The following is a 20,538-nucleotide window of genomic DNA, read 5'->3' as shown; positions in this document are numbered from 1 at the left end:
CATAAGGAACGGTGCCAGGCGTATTATTTATGACAAAATATCAAACACCACTATATTACTAACATATGGTTGTTCTAGCGCATTGAATTATAGTTAACGAGCAATATAAAAACTACTCACTCCATAAGCCTCCATGAAGTGGAGGCTTATTTGCCATGTTTAAAATTAGCTAAAATCATCAAATCAAAAATCTCTTTCCTACAAAACTGTCTATCTACAAGGTATAGCCAGTTTTCTTAACGCCTCCGAATAAATCATTTCAGAAAAAATTGATATAGGTACTCATAATGCAAGCACATATGTTATAATTTTTGTAAATATTCCTACATAATTCATATATTGCATAATATTAAAATTATTTTAGGAGGAATTATAATGAATGAGCAATCTGCTGCAGCATCATCTGTAACTATTGTTGGTTATGCGGATGAATTTAGTGTACAGCCGGGACAAGACATCAATTTCATGATTGATACTGCAAGCCAGGTTTATACGGCCAATGTTGTCAAGCTATGCGGCGGAATGCCAGACCCTGATCATTCAACTGAAGTGCCAACGAAGCTGATCCCTGCGGATTGTGCAGGGGAGTATAGAGGACGGAGGCAAACGACGCTAGCTGGTTCATATGCTGAACTGGCCTTGCTGCCAGAATGGCTGCAGGATGGAGTATTTTCGGTACAAATGTGGATTTATCCTACGATTCCGAAATATGACAACGAGCAGACGATTTGGTCGGCATGTTCTATGGATTGTACAGACTATGCCAGATTGTCAATTACCAAGGATGGAAAATTGGCATTCTCACTCGGCGCTGCAGATGGGAAAAGTGCTAGCGTAGTTGCGGAACGTCCATTGCTTGCGAAGGAATGGTATTTCGTAGCAGTACAATATTCTGCACAAAATGAAGCTGTAATGCTATTCTCCCATCGATGCAGTGGGTGGAGCCAAGTCAAGGAATTAGAGTTCCATACGAAAAAGGCATCCATCGACTATTCGAGCACAGTTACGGAGCATGTCCTGCTTGCGGCAGATACTGACCCGGCGGCCAAGGGAAGAACACGGTACCACTATAACGGAAAAATTAGCAATCCGCGTTTTTTTGGTAAATATTTTAACGAGCATCAATTAAGCGGGTTTGCCGCAGGCCGTATTTCTGCTGCAGATCAGATTGATACTATTGCTGATTATGATTTCAGTAAGGATATATCCTCGACTAAGCTATGGGATAAATCATCCGGCGGGTATCATGGTGTACTGAGACAAGGCGGTGTACGTGGAGTAACCAGTTATAACTGGACGGGAGAACAGGTCGATTATCGGCTTGCTCCAGAACAGTATGCTGCCGTGCATTTCCACGATGATGATGTTGCTGATGCAGGCTGGGAGGTGGATATAACCTGGAAAATACCGCTGAACTTAGAAAGCGGAACTTATGCATTACAGCTGGAGGCCGATGGTTTTGTAGATTACATTCCTTTTTATGTCCGTCCTACCCGGGGATGCGCAACTGCTCCAGTCTTGTATCTAGCACCAACGAATACGTACTTGGCTTATGCTAATGAGCGGCTGTTTAAGCTGGCTCAGGATTATTTAGATGATGATTATGTTTTGCCGGCACAGGATGTTTATTTGGATGAGCATGCTGAATTAGGAAGCTCAATTTACGATTTGCACAGCGATGGATTCGGAGTACAATTTTCGTCAAGGCTTCGTCCAATAATGAACTTTCGGCCCAATTACCGCAATTGGCGCGCTGTACGCCATTTTCCAGCAGATCTGTATATCACCGGGTGGCTTGAGCGGAATGGGCATCGTTACGATTCGGTAACAGATGAGGATTTGCATAGCGAAGGAATCGAACTGCTTCGTCCATATAAAGTCATTATAACCGGCAGTCATCCCGAATATTGGACACGACCGATGATGAAGGCGCTTGAACAGTATTTGGCAGAAGGGGGACGCCTGATGTATTTGGGCGGAAACGGATTTTACTGGGTTACAAGTCTTGATCCGGATCGTCCTTATTTGTTGGAGGTACGGCGTGGTAACGCTGGTTCCCGTTCTTCTGATTCGCCGCCTGGAGAACTCTTCCATAGTACTACGGGGGAACCGGGTGGCATATGGCGCCATTATGGTTATGTTCCTCAGCGTCTGGTAGGTGTTGGCACAACTGCTTTAGGAGGCGGCACGGCTAGCGGTTATAAACGCCTTGAGGACAGCTTCCATCCGGCGGCACAATTTATCTTTGAGGGTATCGGTGAAGATGAGATTATCGGCGACTTCGGTTATGCATCAGGCGGAGCCGCTGGCGATGAGGTGGATCGTTATGACCTTGGATTTGGTACACCTCAACACACGTTAAGGCTCGCTACATCAGTGGCTTTAGACGATAACTACCAGTTTGTTCATGAGGATCTGCTTAATACGATGCCAAATCAGGGAGGAAGCACTCATCCATTGGTTCGTGCGGATATGACCTATTTTGATATAGAGGGCGGGGGTGCAGTATTCTCAACAGGATCTATCAACTGGGCAGGCAGCCTCGCTTGGAATGAATATGATAATAATGTTGCCAGAATTACTGAAAATGTTTTAAAACACTTGTTAATCAAGGAAAACCCTGCATCTACGGTGAATAGCGGGAAAATATAGAGCATGAGCTAGTCGCTATTCTATCAGGGAAGCTGCCGTTTACGGGTAGCTTCCTTTTTTCGTTTTGTTATGTTACACACCATAGCCTGAATTGATTTTTGAGTACATATTGTGAGTTGGCTCGTATATAGTAATAATCCAGTCGATTATTTCTGATCGATTAGGTTTACAATATAGGTAACCCAACATGTATTTTATCAAGAATAAGAGGTGTTTCTTGGATGTGGCATTTGAAATCACAGGAAGAAGTGCTCAAGGAGCTGCAGGTCGATCCGGCTGTCGGGCTTTCTGAGGAAGAAGTACGCGCAAGGCTGGAGCAGCACGGGCCGAACAAATTAAAGGGCAAACCGAAGAAAAGCATGATTGCTCTATTTTTAGCCCAGTTAAAGGATATGCTCATTTATGTGCTCTTGGGCGCAGCAGTAGTCACGCTAATCGTAGGCGAATATGTGGATGCCATTATTATTCTAGCTGTTGTTCTACTGAATGCGTTGATCGGTGTGTTCCAGGAGCATAAGGCGGAGAAGGCCATTGAAGCTCTGCAGCAAATGACTACGCCTAGGTCGCTTGTTCGCCGTCAAGGTGAGGTGAAGGAGATTAATTCCGAGGATATCGTGCCAGGGGATATTGTTATATTAGATGCAGGTCGTTACATACCGGCTGATCTTCGGCTGCTGGATAGTGCCAATTTGCAGATTGAGGAATCCGCTCTGACCGGGGAATCCGTCCCATCGGATAAAGATGCTTCGGCCTTACTCGATGACCCCAAGACACCGATTGGAGATATGTCCAATATGGCCTTCATGTCTACTCTCGTAACTTATGGAAGGGGAGAGGGCATCGCAGTGGCTACCGGGATGAGCACGGAAATGGGGAAAATCGCGACGATCCTCGATGAGGACAATCATGAACTGACCCCGCTGCAAAAAAAATTGGAGGAGCTTGGCAAGACGCTGGGCCTCATCGCTATTGGCGTCTGTGTACTGATTTTTGTTATCGGTCTTATTCAGAAGCGTGATCTGTTCGAGTTGTTCCTTACCGCCATCAGTTTGGCCGTAGCGGCTATTCCGGAAGGACTTCCGGCTATCGTTGCCATTGTTCTCGCGCTTGGCGTGACTAGAATGTCAAGGATTAACGCGATTGTGAAGAAGCTTCCTGCCGTAGAGACGCTCGGCTCCGTCAATATTATTTGTTCGGATAAAACGGGTACCTTGACTCAAAATAAAATGACTGTCGTGAAATACTATACTGCTACACCGCTGGGAGATGAACCCCCGGTAGAGCTGATTAAATCATTCGTGCTCTGTTCGGACGCAACGTATGAGAACGGGGAAAGCACGGGAGATCCAACCGAGGTTGCACTCGTCGTATACGGGGAACAGAACAATATGATCAAGAAATCATTGGAGGCCGAATATAAGAGAGTTTCCGAGAAGCCCTTTGATTCGGATCGCAAGCTCATGTCTACGTTAAACAAGACAAGAACGGGCTACCGCGTCCATACCAAGGGGGCGATTGATCAACTGTTGAATATTTCAACTTCTGCAGTCGTGGGAGGGGAAGTTGTCCCTCTGACTGAGGAGCTGAAGCAGCAATACTTGAACGCAGCTGAAAGCATGTCTGATGATGCTTTAAGGGTGCTCGGCGCCGCGTATAAAGATACGGAACAGCTCATATCGCCGGATGAAATGGAGCAGGATTTAACGATTCTTGGTTTTGTTGGCATGATTGACCCGCCAAGGCTAGAAGTCAAGGATTCCATCCGGGAGGCGAAATCTGCGGGAATTACTTGTGTGATGATTACGGGCGACCATCGCAACACGGCCGTGGCAATTGCCAAGGAGCTTGGTATTGCGGATTCGATTGAGCAGAGCATGACGGGAGCAGAAATTGATGAGCTGTCCGATGCGGCGTTTACGCAGAAAATCAAAAATATCCGAGTATTTGCTCGCGTTTCGCCTGAGCATAAAGTAAAAATCGTTAAAGCTTACAAAGCACAAGGAAATACGGTTTCGATGACTGGCGACGGAGTGAATGATGCTCCTTCCTTGAAAAATGCTGATATCGGTGTAGCCATGGGAATCACGGGAACGGACGTATCCAAGGGCGCGAGCGATATGATTTTGACGGATGACAATTTCACCACCATTGTGCATGCGATCCGGGAAGGTCGGAATATCTATGCTAATATTCGCAAGACGGTGACCTTCCTTTTGTCCTGTAATTTCGGTGAGGTAGTTGCGATACTAGCCTCGATTTTGTTCTTCTGGCCGCTACCACTCTTGGCTACACAGATTCTCTGGGTGAATCTGGTAACAGATACCTTGCCGGCGATCGCGCTTGGTGTCGATCCGGGGGAAGAGGATGTCATGAAGCGGAAGCCGAGGGATCCGAAAGAGAGTTTCTTTGCGGGAGGCGCAGCATTTCGGGCGATTTTAGGCGGTATTCTAATCGGTTCTCTCACTCTGTTCGCCTTTTACTTAGGGTTAAGGGAGCACGGCTTCAGCATGAACTCGGCGAATATCTCCGAAGAGGCGATGACGTATGCCAGAACGATGGCCTTCGTTGTGCTTGCCGCGTCACAGTTGTTCTATTCCTTCTCGAAGCGGAGCGACACGAAATCGATTTTCCAGGTTGGCTTGTTCTCTAACAAGCTTCTAGTCGGTGCAGTTATCGCGGGTCTGGTTCTCCAGTTTGCCTCGATCAGCATCCCTTTCCTGGCAGCGGCATTCAAAGTCCATAACCTGTCCTTAGCAGATTGGGGAGTGGTCATAGCTCTTGCCTTGATTCCGCTGATCATCAATGAAATTATCAAGGGATTCATGCGAATGGGGACAGCGAAGCAAGCCTAAGAAGCAGCCGAACTGAAAATGATAAATACAGTAAAGTGTTCGTAAAAGTGTTCGTATATAAAACAGGGCTGTGGATCTATGGACAGCCCTGTTTACAGGGGCACAGATTTCAATCAATTCTTTAATGAAGTAAAAAAATACCATAGTAATTTTTTTGGAATACGACAAATGGGATTGCGAAGTTTAGGCTTCGTGTGCTACTATAGCCTTGTCACTGAAAACGTTACCGATAAGGATTCCGATTACGTTTTCGGAAACGTTCCCGAAAACGCTATCATTGTTATTGCATAAGGTTTTCAGGACAAGTGATATCTCATAAAAGAAAGCGGGGGCTATACAATGAGCAAGCTTAAGAAAATGTTAGGAATTATGCTTGTACTCACCTTGGTTACAGTGCTGGCGGCATGTGGAAAGAGCAATGAATCGGCAACCGGCGATAACGGTGGTAAAGGCGAAGGCACAGATGGTGGAGCTAAAGAGATTTATTTCTTGAACTTTAAACCTGAGATTGCTGAAGTTTATGAGAAGATTGCTAAAGATTATGAAGCGGAAACAGGAGTTAAGGTCAAAGTGGTTACTGCTGCAAGCGGAACTTATGAGACGAAATTGAAATCGGAAATATCCAAAAAGGATGCACCGACGATTTTTCAAATTAACGGTCCTGTAGGCTATCAAGCTTGGAAAGATTATGCGTTGGATCTGAAAGATACAAAGCTTTACAGCTACTTATCCGACCCTAGCCTTGCTGTAACGAGCGAAGATGGAGTTTACGGTATTCCTTACGTCGTGGAAGGCTATGGCATCATCTATAATGATGCGATTATGCAGAAGTATTTTGCCTTGCCGGATAAAGCGGTTTCAATTTCTTCGGCATCTGAAATCAACAACTTCGATACCTTGAAGGCTGTTGTGGAGGATATGACAGCGAAGAAGGAACAGCTTGATATCAAAGGTGTATTCGCTTCCACATCACTCGGTGCGGGTGAACAGTGGAGATGGCAAACTCACTTGGCTAACCTGCCGCTGTATTATGAATTCAAAGATAACACGGAGTTCGACAATACAGTATTAGCTGGTCTAGCGGCGGATGAAGTACAGTTTAAATATAACGAATACTATAAAAATATCTTTGATTTGTATACAAACAATTCGGTTACGAAAGGAACGCTTCTAGGTGGAAAATCCGTAGCCGACTCCATGGCTGAATTTGCGCTTGGTCAAGTCGCTATGGTTCAGAACGGAAACTGGGCTTGGGGACAAATCAATGAAGTCGGCGGCAACGTAGTTAAAGCCGAGGATATTAAATTCCTACCGATTTACACAGGTATGAGTGGAGAAGAGAAACAAGGCCTTGCTATTGGAACTGAGAACTATCTTTCCATTAACAGCAAAGTATCGCCTGAGAAACAGCAGGCTTCAATCGAATTCCTGGAGTGGCTGTTCACGAGCGACAAAGGAAAAGCGTATGTTACGCAAGAACTAGGATTTATTGCGCCGTTCAATACATTTAATGAAGATGAGAAACCGGCTGATCCGCTGGCTAGAGAAGTCATGACTTGGATGGAGAAGGACGTAACCTCTGTACCTTGGACGTTCGCTGCCTTCCCGAGCGAGGAATTCAAAAATCAGTTTGGCGATGCCCTGCTGCAATATGTTCAAGGCAACCAAGCTTGGGATGAAGTTGTGAAGGTCTTTACGGACAGCTGGAAGGCTGAGAAGGCAAAATAAGTTTTTGGATGTAGGCGATGCCACTGGGTTGAAAGAAACAGCTCAGTGGCATCAATACACTGGCCGGAATTAAGCGGCACTTGAAGCATCAGGTTTAAAACTGAGATAGGAGAAGAAAAACATGCAAAAGTCGATAAAGAAATATTTTGCCCTTTTTGCATTGCCAACGATTATCGCCTTTTCGGTCGCTTTTGTCATACCTTTCTTGTTGGGTGTATATTTGTCTTTCACGGAGTTTACGACTGTGAATGATGCAAAGTGGGTAGGATTAAGTAATTACGTCAAGGCGTTTTCGAATCAGGACTTTTTGAATGCATTATGGTTTACAGTGAAATTCACCTTGGTATCTGTACTTACGATTAATGTGTTTGCCTTTAGTCTTGCCATGCTGTTGACTCGAGGCAAGAGGGGGACGAACCTATTCCGGACCGTATTCTTTATGCCAAACTTAATCGGGGGGATCGTGCTCGGCTACATTTGGCAGCTGATCATTAACGGTGTTCTGTATAATTTTGATCTTACCTTAACCTCTGATCCGAAATATGGTTTCTGGGGACTCGTCGTGCTGATGAACTGGCAGCTGATCGGTTATATGATGATTATTTATGTTGCCGGAATTCAGAACGTTCCTAAAGACGTGATCGAAGTCGCGAAGATCGATGGTGCTTCAAAGTTCCAGGTACTGCGCAATGTTACATTGCCGCTAGTTATGCCGTCGATCACGATATGTTTGTTCTTGTCGTTGTCGAATTCCTTCAAGCTGTTCGACCAGAACCTGGCTTTGACGGCTGGTGCGCCTGCGAAGCAGACAGCGATGCTGGCATTGGACATTTACAACACCTTCTATGGTAAGACGGGTTGGGAAGGCGTAGGTCAGGCAAAGGCGGTTGTGTTCTTCGTCCTGGTCGCTATGATTGCGCTGGTGCAACTTCTTATTACTAGAAGGAAGGAGGTTGAGAGCTAATGCAAAAGACAAATAAAGGAGCAGACGCTCTTATATTTCTTATTTTATTCGTTTTAGCAGTAGCGTTTATTTCACCAATTTTGATCGTATTGATGAACTCTTTTAAAGGAAAGTTCTTTATCAGCGACACTCCGTTCTTGTTTCCGAATAGTCAGACGTTCTCGGGCATCAGCAACTATACAAGTGGTATTGCCAAGACCGATTTCATTTCTGCATTCGGCATGTCGTTGTTTATTACAGTGTTCTCCGTCGGCGTTATTGTGCTGTTTACGTCGATGACGGCTTGGTATATTACGAGAGTAAAGACGAAATTTAATCAATTGCTGTACTATATATTCGTCTTCTCAATGATCGTGCCTTTTCAAATGGTGATGTTCACGATGACGAAAACGGCTAACGTACTGAATCTTGACAATCCGATTGGTATCATCTTTATATATTTAGGTTTTGGTTCAGGCCTGTCAGTGTTCCTGTTCAGTGGATTTGTGAAGTCCATTCCGATTGAGATCGAAGAGGCGGTCATGATCGACGGATGTAATCCTGCACAGTCCTTCTTTAAAGTGGTTCTGCCGATCCTTAAACCGATCGCAATCACAGTTGCAATCCTGAATGTCATGTGGGTATGGAATGACTACCTATTGCCCGATCTGGTTATCGGCAGTGAATACAAGACGATTCCAATTGCAATCCAGTATCTCAAGGGCGGGTATGGCTCGATTGATATGGGAGCTATGATGGCGATGCTGGTGCTTGCGATTGTACCCATTGTTATATTCTACTTGCTATGTCAGAAATATATTATTGAAGGCGTCGTAGCAGGAGCGGTTAAGGGCTGACGCTTAACGAATCTTCGGTGAAAGTTGCCTTGTTTTCTAGTACTTTAACTGCTATCCTAGTGAAATGTATCGGTGCAGTAGTTTACATTATAATGTAAGGGAAGAACTATATATGGCTTCTATTACAATTAAAGATATTGCAAAGATGTGCGGCGTTGGTGTAACTACGGTCTCCCGAGCGATCAATAATCATCCGGACATTAGTGAAGAGACCAAGACGATGATTATGAAGGTCATCAAGGAGAATCACTATGTGCCGAATAACAGTGCAAGAAATTTAAAACGCTCGGTGTCCAAGACGATTGCGGTGCTAATTAAGGGGATAACCAACCCTTTTTTCAACCCGATGATTCAAGTATTCGAGAGGGAAACCCAACGAAGGAAGTATTCATTCATCTTGCAGCGGGTTGATGAGAAGCAGGATGAAATCGAAGTGGCCATCGAGCTGGAGAAGGAAAAAAGACTAAAGGGTATCGTATTCCTCGGGGGGTATTTCTCTCATAGCAAAGAGAAATTGGATCAGTTAACGGTACCATTCGTGTTAAGTACGATCGGCATGGCGGAAGAGTTCGATCTCAATGACTATTCCTCGGTATCGGTCGATGACGTGAAAGAGAGTTATAAGATCGTTGATTATTTATGCAATGAGGGGCATCGGAAGATTGCGATCATTACGGCTCCTATGGACGATGTAAGTATCGGTAAATTACGATACGAAGGGTATAGGAAGGCCTTAAAGCACCACGGAATTGAATTCAATGAGCGGCTGGTGCGTTGCATGCGGGAGGATATCGACAGCTACTCTATGGAGAACGGATATGAGGTAACGAAGGAACTGCTGCAGTCCGGTGAGGAATTCACGGCGATTTACGCCGTCTCGGACAGCCTGGCCATCGGGGCCTGCAAAGCCATATTCGAGTCCGGGCGCAGAGTGCCGGAGGATTATTCGGTCGTCGGCTTTGACGGACTAGATATTTCTTTCTATTATAATCCATCGATTACGACCATTAAGCAGCCGACTGAGGAAATTGCTCAAGAGACGATAAAGATATTATTTGATCTGATCGATAAGAAAATAACTCATGCCCATAAAACATTTCCCGGTGAGCTGGTTATCAGGAACTCTACGAAGCGCTTAAACTAATTTTGTCGCTTTTAGAGTAGCGAGTTCTGGTTTCATATGGTGTAGCGTAAGTACAGTCCGAATACGCCTATACTGCCTTGCCGCGTAGAGTTGTTGATAAGGGTGCAGTACGTGTGACGCAGAGAAATTCAGTGTTGCGCTATGCACACCGGCTTGTTTCGTGAAATGCGAAGAGCCCTGTCTCCCATTTAAGTGAGAACAGGGCTTTATGTATGATGGCATTCGTAAAGTCGCATGAAGCATGCTACAATAGCGGGGAATGGAAAGGAGTGATACAGCAATGGCAATAGAAGTTGATGTTCAAGCTACCCCGAATCCGAACGCGGTGAAGATCAATGCGAATGCGACGTTGTTTGAGGGCACTGGCAGTATGTCGGTCAAGAGCGATGAGTCGACAGACCATCCGCTTGCAAGCGCTCTAGTTCGCATTGAAGGCGTGGATAACATTTTTGGATTGAGAAATTTCGTGACGATTACAAAAAGGCCGGAAGCCGATTGGGATGCGATTCTAGCGGAAGCAGAAGAGGTTTTCAAGAAGATTTACGGTTAGTAGAAAAGCGGCCGTTTCCTAAGGGAATTCGGCGCTTTTCTTTTTGTATGATCACAAATAGAATCCATTGCCGTCAAAAGGCGGAGCGAAGGATTTGCAACAGAAAATAGGAATTTGGTGGAAATATACGTGAGATGAGTTGACTTTAAAATTTACTATATGGTATATAAAAGGAAGAATTAGCACTCTGTGAATTGGAGTGCTAACAAGGCGAAGGCCTGGAAAGCGCTTGTATTGTAAATGAAACTGGACATCGAGGCGCGAACATGCCTATATGTTGGAGCCAGGCCCCCTCAAAATGAACCTTTGAAAGGAGATTGTTTTTTTCATGGCAAAGAAAGAGTTTCAGGCGGAATCCAAAAGATTGCTGGAAATGATGATTAACTCCATTTACACGCAACGAGAGATTTTTCTGCGAGAGCTTATATCCAATGCAAGTGATGCGATCGATAAAATATATTACAAGGCGCTGACCGACGATAATCTCGTGTTCAACCGCGAGGATTACTTCATTAAAATTACTCCGGATAAAGACAACCGCACACTTACGATTTCCGATACCGGGATCGGTATGACAGAGGAAGAGCTGGAGAACAACCTCGGGGTTATTGCGAAGAGCGGTTCCTTGGCGTTTAAGAAAGAGAATGAAGCGAAGGACGGACATAACATCATCGGTCAATTCGGGGTGGGCTTCTATTCGGCGTTCATGGTAGCTGACGTGGTGACTGTCATCAGCAAGCCGTTCGGCAGCGACCAAGCCTTCAAGTGGGAATCCGAAGGGGCGGATGGCTATACCATCGTTCCGTTCGACAAAACGACGCCAGGCACCGACATTATCCTTAAAATCAAAGCCAACACGGAAGAGGAGCAATATGATGAGTTCCTGGAGGAGCACCGCCTAAGAGCCATCATCAAGAAATACTCCGACTTCATCCGTTATCCTATTAAGATGGATGTTACAGGACAGCGTCCTAAGGAAGGCGCGGAGAACGAGTTCGAGGAATACAAGGAAGAGCAAACGATCAACAGTATGGTGCCGATTTGGCGTAAAAATAAAAGCGAGCTGACTGCAGAGGACTATGAGAACTTCTACCACGAGAAGCGCTACGGTTTCGACAAGCCGCTGAAGCATATTCATATTAGCGCAGACGGTGCAGTCGTCTACAATGCAATCCTGTTTATTCCGGAGAAGACGCCTTTTGATTATTATACGAAAGAATATGAAAAAGGGCTGGAGCTCTATTCCAACGGCGTGCTTATTATGGACAAATGCGGCGACCTGCTGCCGGATTATTTCGGATTCGTCAAAGGGATGGTGGATTCCGAGGATCTGTCGCTCAATATCTCTAGAGAGCTGCTGCAGCACGACCGTCAGCTGACGCTAATTGCGCGGAATATCAAGAACAAGATCAAAGGGCAGTTGCAAAGCATGCTGAAGGACGAAAGAGAGCAATATGAGAAGTTCTACGACTCTTTCGGCCGCCAGTTGAAATACGGTGTATACAGCGACTATGGCATGCATAAAGAGGATTTACAGGATCTACTTATGTTCTATTCCTCCAAAGAAAAGAAACTGGTTACGCTGGATGAGTATGTTTCCAGAATGCCTGAGGATCAGAAGTATATCTATTACGCTTCTGGCGAATCGATCGAGCGGATTGAGAAGCTGCCGCAGACAGAGCTTGTAGCTGATAAAGGCTATGAAATCCTGTACCTGACCGATGATATTGACGAGTTCGCAATTAAGATGATTCTGAACTACAAGGAGAAGGAATTCAAATCCGTATCGAGCGGCGACCTTGGCATCGAGCCGGACGAGAAGGATAAGGAAGCGGACGAGAGCAGCAACAAGGAGCTGTTCGAGGCGATGCAGGAAATTTTGAACGGCAAAGTGAAGAGCGTCAAAGCCTCCAAGCGCCTTAAATCCCATCCGGTCTGTTTGTCGACGGAGGGCGAGCTATCAATCGAGATGGAGAAAATACTTAAATCGATGCCAAGCGGCCAGGACGTCCAGGCCGACAAAGTGCTGGAAATTAACATGAACCACGAAGTGTTCCAATCGCTTAAGGCGGCACATGAGAACGATAAGGAGAAGCTGAGTCTGTACACGAACCTGCTGTACAACCAGGCACTGCTGATCGAAGGTTTGCCTGTACACGATCCAGTGGAATTTACAAACGATATTTGCAAAATTATGGTTTGATGCTGCGGCGGTTTTACAATATGAGAAGTACGGTTTAGAATGATAGGGGGGAGCCTGCCAGGCTTCTCCTTAATTTATTTTGTATGGGTAATCCATACCAAGCATGAGAATGTGGAAAAGAGGCTGCTATCAGATGATTATTAAGTTCATTCGTTTGCGTTAATGTGAGGTACAGAGGATAACCCGGCTTTTTTGTGAGAGGATGGCCGGGCTTATTTAGCTGTGCCTTTTTTCATTCAGCAAATACGAATGGATGAGGTGGGATAGCATGTTAAAATTTCATAATATGCCGGAGAATATGGTCATTTGTCCTGTTTGCGCGGCTACCTTAAGGTTACAGGGCAGAAGTCTAATTTGCAGGAAGAGCCATTGTTTTGATATCGCGAAGCAGGGATATGTCAACTTCCTGCTGCAAGCTCCTAAGGAGAAATATGATAAGTACTTATTTCAATCTCGGGCCCGCATCAGTGAGGCCGGGGTGTTTAAAGGAATTACGGATCGCTTGAGCACAATCGTGCTGCTTGCACTGGAACAGCAAAGCAAGGTGCAGCAAATTGCGAATCAGCAAAATGCAGAGCCCGAAAGAGCGGAGCTTCAGTGCACAGAGCAGCAAAGCACAGAGCAGCAAAAGCTCCTGCGGAGCAATGAAGCTGGACAACGCTGTATTGTTAAGGTGTTGGATGCGGGCTGTGGGGAAGGTTCTCATCTATATGCAGTGAAGCGCAAGCTGGTAGAAGCGATGGGGAGCCGCTTGTCGTTAGTCGCGACAGGGATAGACCTTGCCAAAGAGGGAATTAAAATAGCTGCCAAAAGAAGTCCCGAAATGATGTGGGGCGTGGCTGATCTGGCGAAATGTCCATTTGCTGACCACTCCTTCGATATTATTCTAAACATTTTATCGCCGGCCAATTATGCGGAGTTCCAGCGAATGCTTGCGCCTGCCGGCTCGGTCATTAAAGTCATCCCGGGCAAAGAATATTTGCAGGAAATACGGCAGGCACTGTATGAGAAGTCTGATCGGCGGGTATATTCCAATGACAGGACAATAACGTTGTTTCGTCGTCATTTTAGGCTTGAGGGTACGGAGCGGATAAAGTACGAGGTAACACTGGATGGGGAGCCACTGATGCAATTGCTGCAAATGACTCCGTTGGCATGGCAGGCATCCAGGGTACAAATGCAGCAGGTAGCAAAAGCGATCGAGGGCAGAGCGATCACCTTCGATTTCGATATTTTAACAGGCAGGAACAAGCTGAATTAGTCAAAATAATGAGGGAGCAGACATGAGTCTGCTCCCTTGTTCGATTAAATATTGTCTTTGTTGACCTCAGGAATTGCTTGCCCGTACAATTTGGGAAGAAAGAGGCGCAGTATGAATCATATGAAACATGATTTTTAAATGAAGGGAACCACGACCAGGTGAACAATGCAAGGCTGTGGTTCTTTTGCAAGCAGTTGTTCTATGCCATGATGGGGATAGGAGCGATAGATATGTATCAGGATTTTAAAATAACAGCGGGTCGTCCGGTCTACGTTCAAGTGAAGGAATATTTGAAGCGATTGATGGTAAAAGGGGTACTCCAGCCTCATCAGAAACTTCCCTCTACCCGGGAGCTCAGTGAACTCATGAACGTTAGCCGCAACACGATTATCTCGGCTTATATCGGTTTGGAGGAAGATGGTCTGATCTACACCCAGAAGGGGAAAGGCAGTTACGTTGCCCAGATGGCGATTAGTGTTACAGCTCCCCTATTGGAGCTCAATTGGAAGGAACGAATGAATAGCCAAGCGCTGCTGGCTGAGGAAATGGACTTGATGAAGCACGGTATACGTGCGGAGCGAGGAACAATTTCATTTACGAGTATTGCGCCGAATGAGAAGCTGTTCGATCTGGGCAATGTGAAAAGAGCGTTCCTCGACCGGATGGCCGTGGAAGGTGAAGTTCTGCTCAATTATGGTTATGCCAAAGGCTATAAGCCGTTAATTGATTTATTAAAGCAATATATGGAGCAAAAAGGCGTGGATTTGACGGGCAAGGACCTGCTCATCACGAACGGTTTTACAGAAGGATTGGATCTGGTACTGTCCGCCCTGGCGAAGCGCAACGGAGCCGTCATTTGCGAGAATCCAACCCATCATACGGCCATCAAAAATTTACGGCTGCACGGGTATGAAGTGACCGGCATTGATATGGAGCGAGATGGTATTAATCTGGAACAGCTCGAACAGGTGCTGTCGCGCCAGTCCTTCGATTGTGCCTATTTCATTCCTTCCTATCACAATCCTACGGGAATCGTCATGTCTCCGCAGAAAAGGCTGGAGCTTATGAGGCTCATGACCCGCTATCAGATTCCTGTCATTGAGGATGGTTTCAATGAAGAGCTTCGTTATTCAGGCTCTCATGTGTCCCCGCTCATTGCAGCGGCAGGTGAGGGGAATGGCGTCATCTACTTGGGCAGTTTCTCGAAGGTGCTGTTTCCTGGCCTGCGGGTAGGCTGGGTGCTGGCGGATCAAGAACTGATCTATTACTTGGAGAGCTTGAAGAGAGCTCGCAGCATTCATACATCAACGCTGGATCAATCTATATTGTATCAATATTTGTTAAATGGGAACCTGGATAAATATTTGCGAAGAGCCAGGGCGGAATATAAACGGAAGTACGAATGGACGAGACGGTGCTGTGAGGCATATATGCCTTATAGCCTGCTGACCGGAGACGGGGGGTTGCATCTTTTCGTGTCCTTTGCAGAAGGATTTGACACGAGAAGGCTGCTTGAGCTGTGTAAGCAGCGTGGCGTCATTTTTACGCCTGGGGATATTTTTTATACGGATGGAACGGGACGGGAAACGTTGCGGCTGGGCTTCTCTCGCGTGAGTGATGAAAATATTGAAGCTGGGATCAAAATCATCGGCGAGGCTGCCAAAGAGCTGTTGACGTAGCGAAAGCATGAGATCGAGAGATGATCCCGCATCGCGCATTGTGGCTGTTCAGAGCCAGTAAGGCACCGTAACACCGTAAGAGCGTAACTCAAGGAAGTCAATGGTGGAGTACTGGAGTACCAGTAACGTACAACAATGTGGGCAGGGAGTGGCTGAAATGAGCAAAGATTGGATCAATCCGTTGGTACGGGAAATACCACCATCCGGGATCAGAGCTTTTGTAGGAGCTGTGGATAAGGATGTCGTCTCACTGGCCGTGGGAGAACCGGATTTTGTAACGCCAAGACCTGTGGTCGAGGCTTGTATTACCGCACTGAACCAGGGAGCCATGGGGTATACTCCTAATGCTGGGCTTGTGGAATTGCGCGAGGAAATTGCATGCTATCTGCACGCAAGGTTTCAGTTGAGCTATGATCCTGCCACTGAAATGTTTGTTACCGTTGGCAGTAGTGAAGCTGTGGACTTGGCGTTGCGCACGATTCTAAAGCAAGGGGACGAAGTATTGGTTCCGACGCCCAGTTATATAGCTTATACTCCCTTAGCTCAGCTGCATGGCGGAAAGGTGGTAGAGGTGCAGACCTCTGCGCGGGAGCAGTTTAAGCTTCGGGCTTGGGAGCTCAGACGTCATTTGACCCCTCGTTCTAAGGTGCTAATTTTGAATTACCCTAACAATCCGACAGGAGCTCTTATGACGAGAGAGGATTTGGTGCCGATTGCAGAGTTAGCCATCGCCCATGATCTTATCGTCATTTCGGACGAAATCTATGCTGAGCTAAGCTATGGACAACGGCACACGAGCATTGCCTCACTGCCAGGCATGAAGGAGCGGACACTCGTCATCAGCGGCTTCTCTAAAGCGTTTGCCATGACGGGCTGGCGAGTCGGTTATGTGTGCGGAAATAACGAGCTGATCGCTGCCATGCTGAAGATCCATCAATACACGGCGATGTGCGCACCGGTGTTGGGACAAGTGGCAGCGATAGCGTCGCTGCGGAGCGGATTAAGCGATATGCATCTGATGATCGAGTCATACAATCAGCGCAGACAATGGCTGGTCTCGGCTTTGCAGGATGTAGGCCTGCCATGTCATGAACCGGAGGGAGCCTTCTATGTATTCCCGTCGATTGCCCACACTGGACTTAGCTCGGAGGAGTTCGCACTACGCTTGTTGAAAGAGGCGGGGGTAGCCGCTGTGCCCGGTCATGTGTTCGGTGCAGGAGGAGAAGGCCACATACGCTGCTCTTATGCTGCAGGGCTGCCGCAGCTGCAGGAAGCTTTGCAGCGAATCGAAAAATTGATGAGATTGCCTCTTAGGCAGTCCTCGTAAAGCATTATTAACAACGCTCGCCGGAAGGCGGGCGTTGTTGTACTTGTCGTTGCTGTCCTTGTCCTTTTTTAGCTGAAAATTTGTTATGTCCTGTATGTATTGCCAATTGAAAGGTGAATTATTGGAAACAATCGGGAATGATATATGACATTTATCATATACAAGTGCTGACGGATGTATCTGTCTGATCAGGGGCGTATTTTTTATAATTGAAATATATCACTGAACTCGACGTTCCAGTCATTCCGGCTAAAAATAGGTGCGTCAGGCCCGGGGAGGAAAATTATTGATGAACAAGTCCAGCCTTCTGTCAGATTTGAAGAAAAACGTAGCTCCTTACGAGGAGATTGATACGAAATCAAGTGTCCGTCAGCTGTTCAATACCTTGCTGCCCCTCGTGCTATTATGGTACGGCGCTTATCTGAGCTTATCGATATCCTATTGGTTGACCCTTCCGATCGCCATTCTTGCGGGTGGTTTTCTGGTTAGAACCTTTATTATATTTCATGACTGCTGTCATCAGGCTTTTTTTAAAAGTCGGCTGGCCAATGAAATCCTGGGGACGATTACGGGCGTTCTCACGCTTTGTCCTTACCAGCAATGGAAAAATACCCACTCGATCCATCACGCAACGAGCAGCAATCTCGATAAGCGCGGAGTTGGAGATATGTGGCTGCTTACGATTGATGAGTATATGGCTGCCTCGACCTGGACGAAGTTTATCTATCGGATGTATCGCAATCCGTTCATGATGCTCGTTATCGGTCCGATTTATATTTTTCTCGTAGCTTATCGATTTAATCGCAAGGGCGCTCGGAGAAAAGAAAGAATCAGCACTTACGTGACCAATGTAGCTCTGGTCGGCTTATATACGTTATTGATATGGGCGATCGGCTGGCAAGCCTTCCTGCTGGTACAGCTTCCGATTTTCTTTATTTCCGGTATGCTCGGCATTTGGTTGTTCTATGTTCAGCATCAATTCGAGCATTCTTATTTCGAGCATGACGAAGAATGGGAATATGTGAATGCGGCGGTTGAAGGAAGCTCTTATTATAAGCTGCCTAAACTATTGCAATGGATTACTGGCAACATCGGGTTTCATCATGTTCATCATTTAAGCCCGAAGGTGCCGAACTATAATTTGGAAAAGGCCCATGAGGCTACGCCACCGCTGCAGAAAGCAACGACGATTACGATCAGAACGAGTCTCCGATCGCTGCGCTTTCGACTATGGGATGAGCGGAACAAGACATTTATTTCCTTTAAGGAGCTTAAGGAGCAGTGCAAGTCTAGTGGCGGCAAGGTTGCTGAATTTGCAAAAAAACCGGGATTAAGCGTAGGTTCGAGTTTGAGCACGAATTCGAGCTCAAGGTCAAGTCAAAGCCCTAGCTCGTTGCCAAGTGTCCAAGCAAAATAATGGAGACCAAGCCCTTTACTTTGATGGTAATGGGCTTGTTGTTTGTTTATACTAACTACATAATTGAGGTATCGAAAACAATCTAGTAGTCTTGACAATGGGTGGTGGGAACGATGCAGAAATGGTATCAGATTTTTCAAAGAAATACCGGGCTAAGCCCATACATCTGGGTTGTTTTCTATATTTTGCCCTTTTACTTTATATTCAGATCTTCCGCGCCTTACCAGATGGTGTTTGGAAGCTTGTTAATCGTTGCTTTCTTTGCTTGTTATGTTCTGTCGTTTGTGTCTAAGGGCTGGAAGGTGTATTTCTGGACTAGCTTGCAGATCGCCATTTCCATCACGATGACGCTGTTGTTCGGCTATGTTTATTTCTCTTTGTTTTTGGCGTTCTTTATAGGAAATATTAAGAATAAGGTAGGCTTTATTACGTTGTATACGGTTCATCTAGTCACGACAGTGGTGACGATAAATTGGGGATTTGTAACGAAAACCTCATGGTTCATTACGCAGCTTCCGTTCGTTCTGGTCAGCTTGATCGGCGTTATTTTGCTTCCAGTTACGACGTATAACCGCAATAAGAGTGATCGTTTGCAGGGACAGTTGGAGGATGCGAATAAGCGAATTTCCGAGCTGGTAAAGCTGGAGGAGCGTCAACGGATTGCTCGGGATTTACATGATACGCTTGGTCAAAAGCTATCGTTAATCGGTTTAAAGAGTGATCTTGCAGGTCGATTGATTGAAGAGAATCCTTCTCGAGCGCGGACTGAAATTGATGATGTGCGTCAAACGGCCAGAGTGGCATTGAAGGAAGTACGTGAGTTAGTTACCCAGATGAGGGGAACGAGATTACAGGATGAGATATTTCGAATTAGGCAAATATTGAAGGCTGCCCAGATTGAGTTCACCTTGGAAGGGGATCCTGAACAACTGGACATTTCATTGATGAATGAGAATGTACTTGGCATGTGCCTCAAGGAAGCTGTGACGAATATCGTCAAGCATAGCAGCGCTACAGCCTGCTCTATTATAATTAGACCGTCCCGCGGTGAATTAATTGTTACAATACAGGATAATGGGGTAGGCGTACCCGTAAACTCGTTTTATACCAAGGGAAATGGTCTGCGCGGGATGAAGGAGCGGCTTGAATTTGTAAATGGGAGCATGGAAATCACCTCAAGTGGAGGGACGATGCTGACGATTAAAGTTCCTAGTTCACTAAAACAACCCGTAGAGGAGACACCGATATGATCCGAATTGTTATCGCCGAAGATCAGCGCATGCTGCTCGGAGCTCTAGCTTCGATCCTTGATTTGGAGGAAGATATGACGGTTGTCGGCAGAGCCAGTAATGGAGAGGATGCTGTCCGGCTTGTTCATCAGCATAAACCAGATATTTGCATTATGGATATTGAAATGCCTGTGAAGAGCGGTCTGGATGCGGCGGAGGAGCTTAAGGGCTCTGGTTGCAAAGTGATGATTCTAACCACCTTCGCTCGCTCCGGTTATTTCGAACGGGCAATCAAAGCCGGGGCAAGCGGATATTTGCTGAAGGATAGTCCCAGTGAGGAATTAGCGACCTCCATTCGCAGTATTATGGCGGGGCGGAGAATATACGCCTCAGAACTGGTCGATGAGGCCTATGGGGAAGAGAACCCTTTAACTGAGCGCGAGAAGGAAGTGCTAGGACTCGTCGCGGACGGGAAAAACACGAAGGAAATTGCTAGTGAATTGTTTATTACTACGGGGACAGTTCGCAATTATATTTCCGTTATCCTAGATAAGCTGGGAGTAAGTAATCGAATCGAAGCCATCACCCGATTTAAAGAGAAGGGGTGGTTTAAGTAACTTGTAAGTTGTAACTGTAGCTGTGTGCTGTTGGTTGTAGCAGCTGTAGGCTGCAAGTTGTAGGCTGCAGGCTCTGCAG

The 20,538-nt window shown here is 46.1% G+C and carries 14 protein-coding genes; all 14 read left to right on the top strand.

All coding sequences use genetic code 11. The annotated features are described in order from the left end of the window. Positions 1-375: 375 nt before the first annotated feature. The 14 genes from EIM92_RS21905 to EIM92_RS21840 all read left to right on the top strand — a co-directional run bounded on the left by EIM92_RS21905 (position 376) and on the right by EIM92_RS21840 (position 20,459). On the top strand, positions 376-2,652 hold the full coding sequence (locus EIM92_RS21905) for a N,N-dimethylformamidase beta subunit family domain-containing protein (RefSeq protein ID WP_125084657.1): 2,277 nt from the start codon (positions 376-378) through the stop codon (positions 2,650-2,652). 221 nt (positions 2,653-2,873) lie between these two features. Next, a complete protein-coding gene (locus tag EIM92_RS21900) occupies positions 2,874-5,504 on the top strand; it encodes a cation-translocating P-type ATPase (RefSeq protein ID WP_125084656.1) in 2,631 nt (876 codons plus the stop codon). Between the two features lie 339 nt (positions 5,505-5,843). After that, positions 5,844-7,232, top strand: coding sequence for an ABC transporter substrate-binding protein (locus EIM92_RS21895; protein WP_125084655.1), 1,389 nt, complete (start codon positions 5,844-5,846; stop codon positions 7,230-7,232). Positions 7,233-7,353: 121 nt separating this feature from the next. Then, positions 7,354-8,196 (top strand): carbohydrate ABC transporter permease, encoded by an 843-nt coding sequence (locus EIM92_RS21890; protein ID WP_125084654.1) that lies wholly within the window; start codon positions 7,354-7,356, stop codon positions 8,194-8,196. Then, positions 8,196-9,032, top strand: a complete 837-nt coding sequence (locus EIM92_RS21885) for a carbohydrate ABC transporter permease (protein ID WP_125084653.1) — start codon at positions 8,196-8,198, stop codon at positions 9,030-9,032. The genes EIM92_RS21890 and EIM92_RS21885 overlap by 1 nt, the downstream gene beginning before the upstream one ends. A 112-nt stretch (positions 9,033-9,144) precedes the next feature. Then, on the top strand, positions 9,145-10,176 hold the full coding sequence (locus tag EIM92_RS21880; protein ID WP_125084652.1) for a LacI family DNA-binding transcriptional regulator: 1,032 nt from the start codon (positions 9,145-9,147) through the stop codon (positions 10,174-10,176). A gap of 280 nt (positions 10,177-10,456) precedes the next feature. After that, entirely contained in the window at positions 10,457-10,726 is a 270-nt protein-coding gene (locus EIM92_RS21875; protein ID WP_125084651.1) for a NifU N-terminal domain-containing protein, read from the top strand. Positions 10,727-11,054: 328 nt separating this feature from the next. Beyond that, the gene (gene htpG, locus EIM92_RS21870) at positions 11,055-12,929 is read left to right on the top strand and encodes a molecular chaperone HtpG (RefSeq protein ID WP_125084650.1); all 1,875 of its coding nucleotides are present in this window, start codon (positions 11,055-11,057) and stop codon (positions 12,927-12,929) included. A gap of 268 nt (positions 12,930-13,197) precedes the next feature. Continuing rightward, the gene (locus EIM92_RS21865) at positions 13,198-14,190 is read left to right on the top strand and encodes a putative RNA methyltransferase (RefSeq protein WP_164515177.1); all 993 of its coding nucleotides are present in this window, start codon (positions 13,198-13,200) and stop codon (positions 14,188-14,190) included. A gap of 230 nt (positions 14,191-14,420) precedes the next feature. After that, positions 14,421-15,869, top strand: coding sequence for an aminotransferase-like domain-containing protein (locus EIM92_RS21860; protein ID WP_125085315.1), 1,449 nt, complete (start codon positions 14,421-14,423; stop codon positions 15,867-15,869). Positions 15,870-16,026: 157 nt separating this feature from the next. After that, complete coding sequence (locus tag EIM92_RS21855; RefSeq protein WP_125084648.1) at positions 16,027-17,196, top strand: aminotransferase class I/II-fold pyridoxal phosphate-dependent enzyme; 1,170 nt, start codon at positions 16,027-16,029, stop codon at positions 17,194-17,196. A 289-nt stretch (positions 17,197-17,485) separates the two neighbouring features. Further along, complete coding sequence (desA, locus tag EIM92_RS21850; protein WP_246021118.1) at positions 17,486-18,613, top strand: Delta(5) desaturase DesA; 1,128 nt, start codon at positions 17,486-17,488, stop codon at positions 18,611-18,613. 113 nt (positions 18,614-18,726) lie between these two features. Continuing rightward, positions 18,727-19,863, top strand: coding sequence for a sensor histidine kinase (locus EIM92_RS21845; RefSeq protein ID WP_125084647.1), 1,137 nt, complete (start codon positions 18,727-18,729; stop codon positions 19,861-19,863). Next, positions 19,860-20,459: a response regulator transcription factor gene (locus EIM92_RS21840; protein ID WP_125084646.1), complete on the top strand. Its 600-nt coding sequence runs from the start codon at positions 19,860-19,862 to the stop codon at positions 20,457-20,459. The genes EIM92_RS21845 and EIM92_RS21840 overlap by 4 nt, the downstream gene beginning before the upstream one ends. Positions 20,460-20,538: the final 79 nt, after the last annotated feature.

The sequence above is a fragment of the Paenibacillus lentus genome (assembly GCF_003931855.1).
GTDB classification, from domain to species: Bacteria; Bacillota; Bacilli; order Paenibacillales; family Paenibacillaceae; genus Fontibacillus; species Fontibacillus lentus.
This window is presented reverse-complemented; position numbering and strand designations above follow the sequence as displayed.

Bases quoted from the DNA above. Each gene is read 5' to 3' on its own strand.
- EIM92_RS21905 (WP_125084657.1), top strand. From the start codon at position 376: ATGAATGAGCAATCTGCTGCAGCATCATCTGTAACTATTGTTGGTTAT.
- EIM92_RS21900 (WP_125084656.1), top strand. From the start codon at position 2,874: ATGTGGCATTTGAAATCACAGGAAGAAGTGCTCAAGGAGCTGCAGGTC.
- EIM92_RS21895 (WP_125084655.1), top strand. From the start codon at position 5,844: ATGAGCAAGCTTAAGAAAATGTTAGGAATTATGCTTGTACTCACCTTG.
- EIM92_RS21890 (WP_125084654.1), top strand. From the start codon at position 7,354: ATGCAAAAGTCGATAAAGAAATATTTTGCCCTTTTTGCATTGCCAACG.
- EIM92_RS21885 (WP_125084653.1), top strand. From the start codon at position 8,196: ATGCAAAAGACAAATAAAGGAGCAGACGCTCTTATATTTCTTATTTTA.
- EIM92_RS21880 (WP_125084652.1), top strand. From the start codon at position 9,145: ATGGCTTCTATTACAATTAAAGATATTGCAAAGATGTGCGGCGTTGGT.
- EIM92_RS21875 (WP_125084651.1), top strand. From the start codon at position 10,457: ATGGCAATAGAAGTTGATGTTCAAGCTACCCCGAATCCGAACGCGGTG.
- htpG (WP_125084650.1), top strand. From the start codon at position 11,055: ATGGCAAAGAAAGAGTTTCAGGCGGAATCCAAAAGATTGCTGGAAATG.
- EIM92_RS21865 (WP_164515177.1), top strand. From the start codon at position 13,198: ATGTTAAAATTTCATAATATGCCGGAGAATATGGTCATTTGTCCTGTT.
- EIM92_RS21860 (WP_125085315.1), top strand. From the start codon at position 14,421: ATGTATCAGGATTTTAAAATAACAGCGGGTCGTCCGGTCTACGTTCAA.
- EIM92_RS21855 (WP_125084648.1), top strand. From the start codon at position 16,027: ATGAGCAAAGATTGGATCAATCCGTTGGTACGGGAAATACCACCATCC.
- desA (WP_246021118.1), top strand. From the start codon at position 17,486: ATGAACAAGTCCAGCCTTCTGTCAGATTTGAAGAAAAACGTAGCTCCT.
- EIM92_RS21845 (WP_125084647.1), top strand. From the start codon at position 18,727: ATGCAGAAATGGTATCAGATTTTTCAAAGAAATACCGGGCTAAGCCCA.
- EIM92_RS21840 (WP_125084646.1), top strand. From the start codon at position 19,860: ATGATCCGAATTGTTATCGCCGAAGATCAGCGCATGCTGCTCGGAGCT.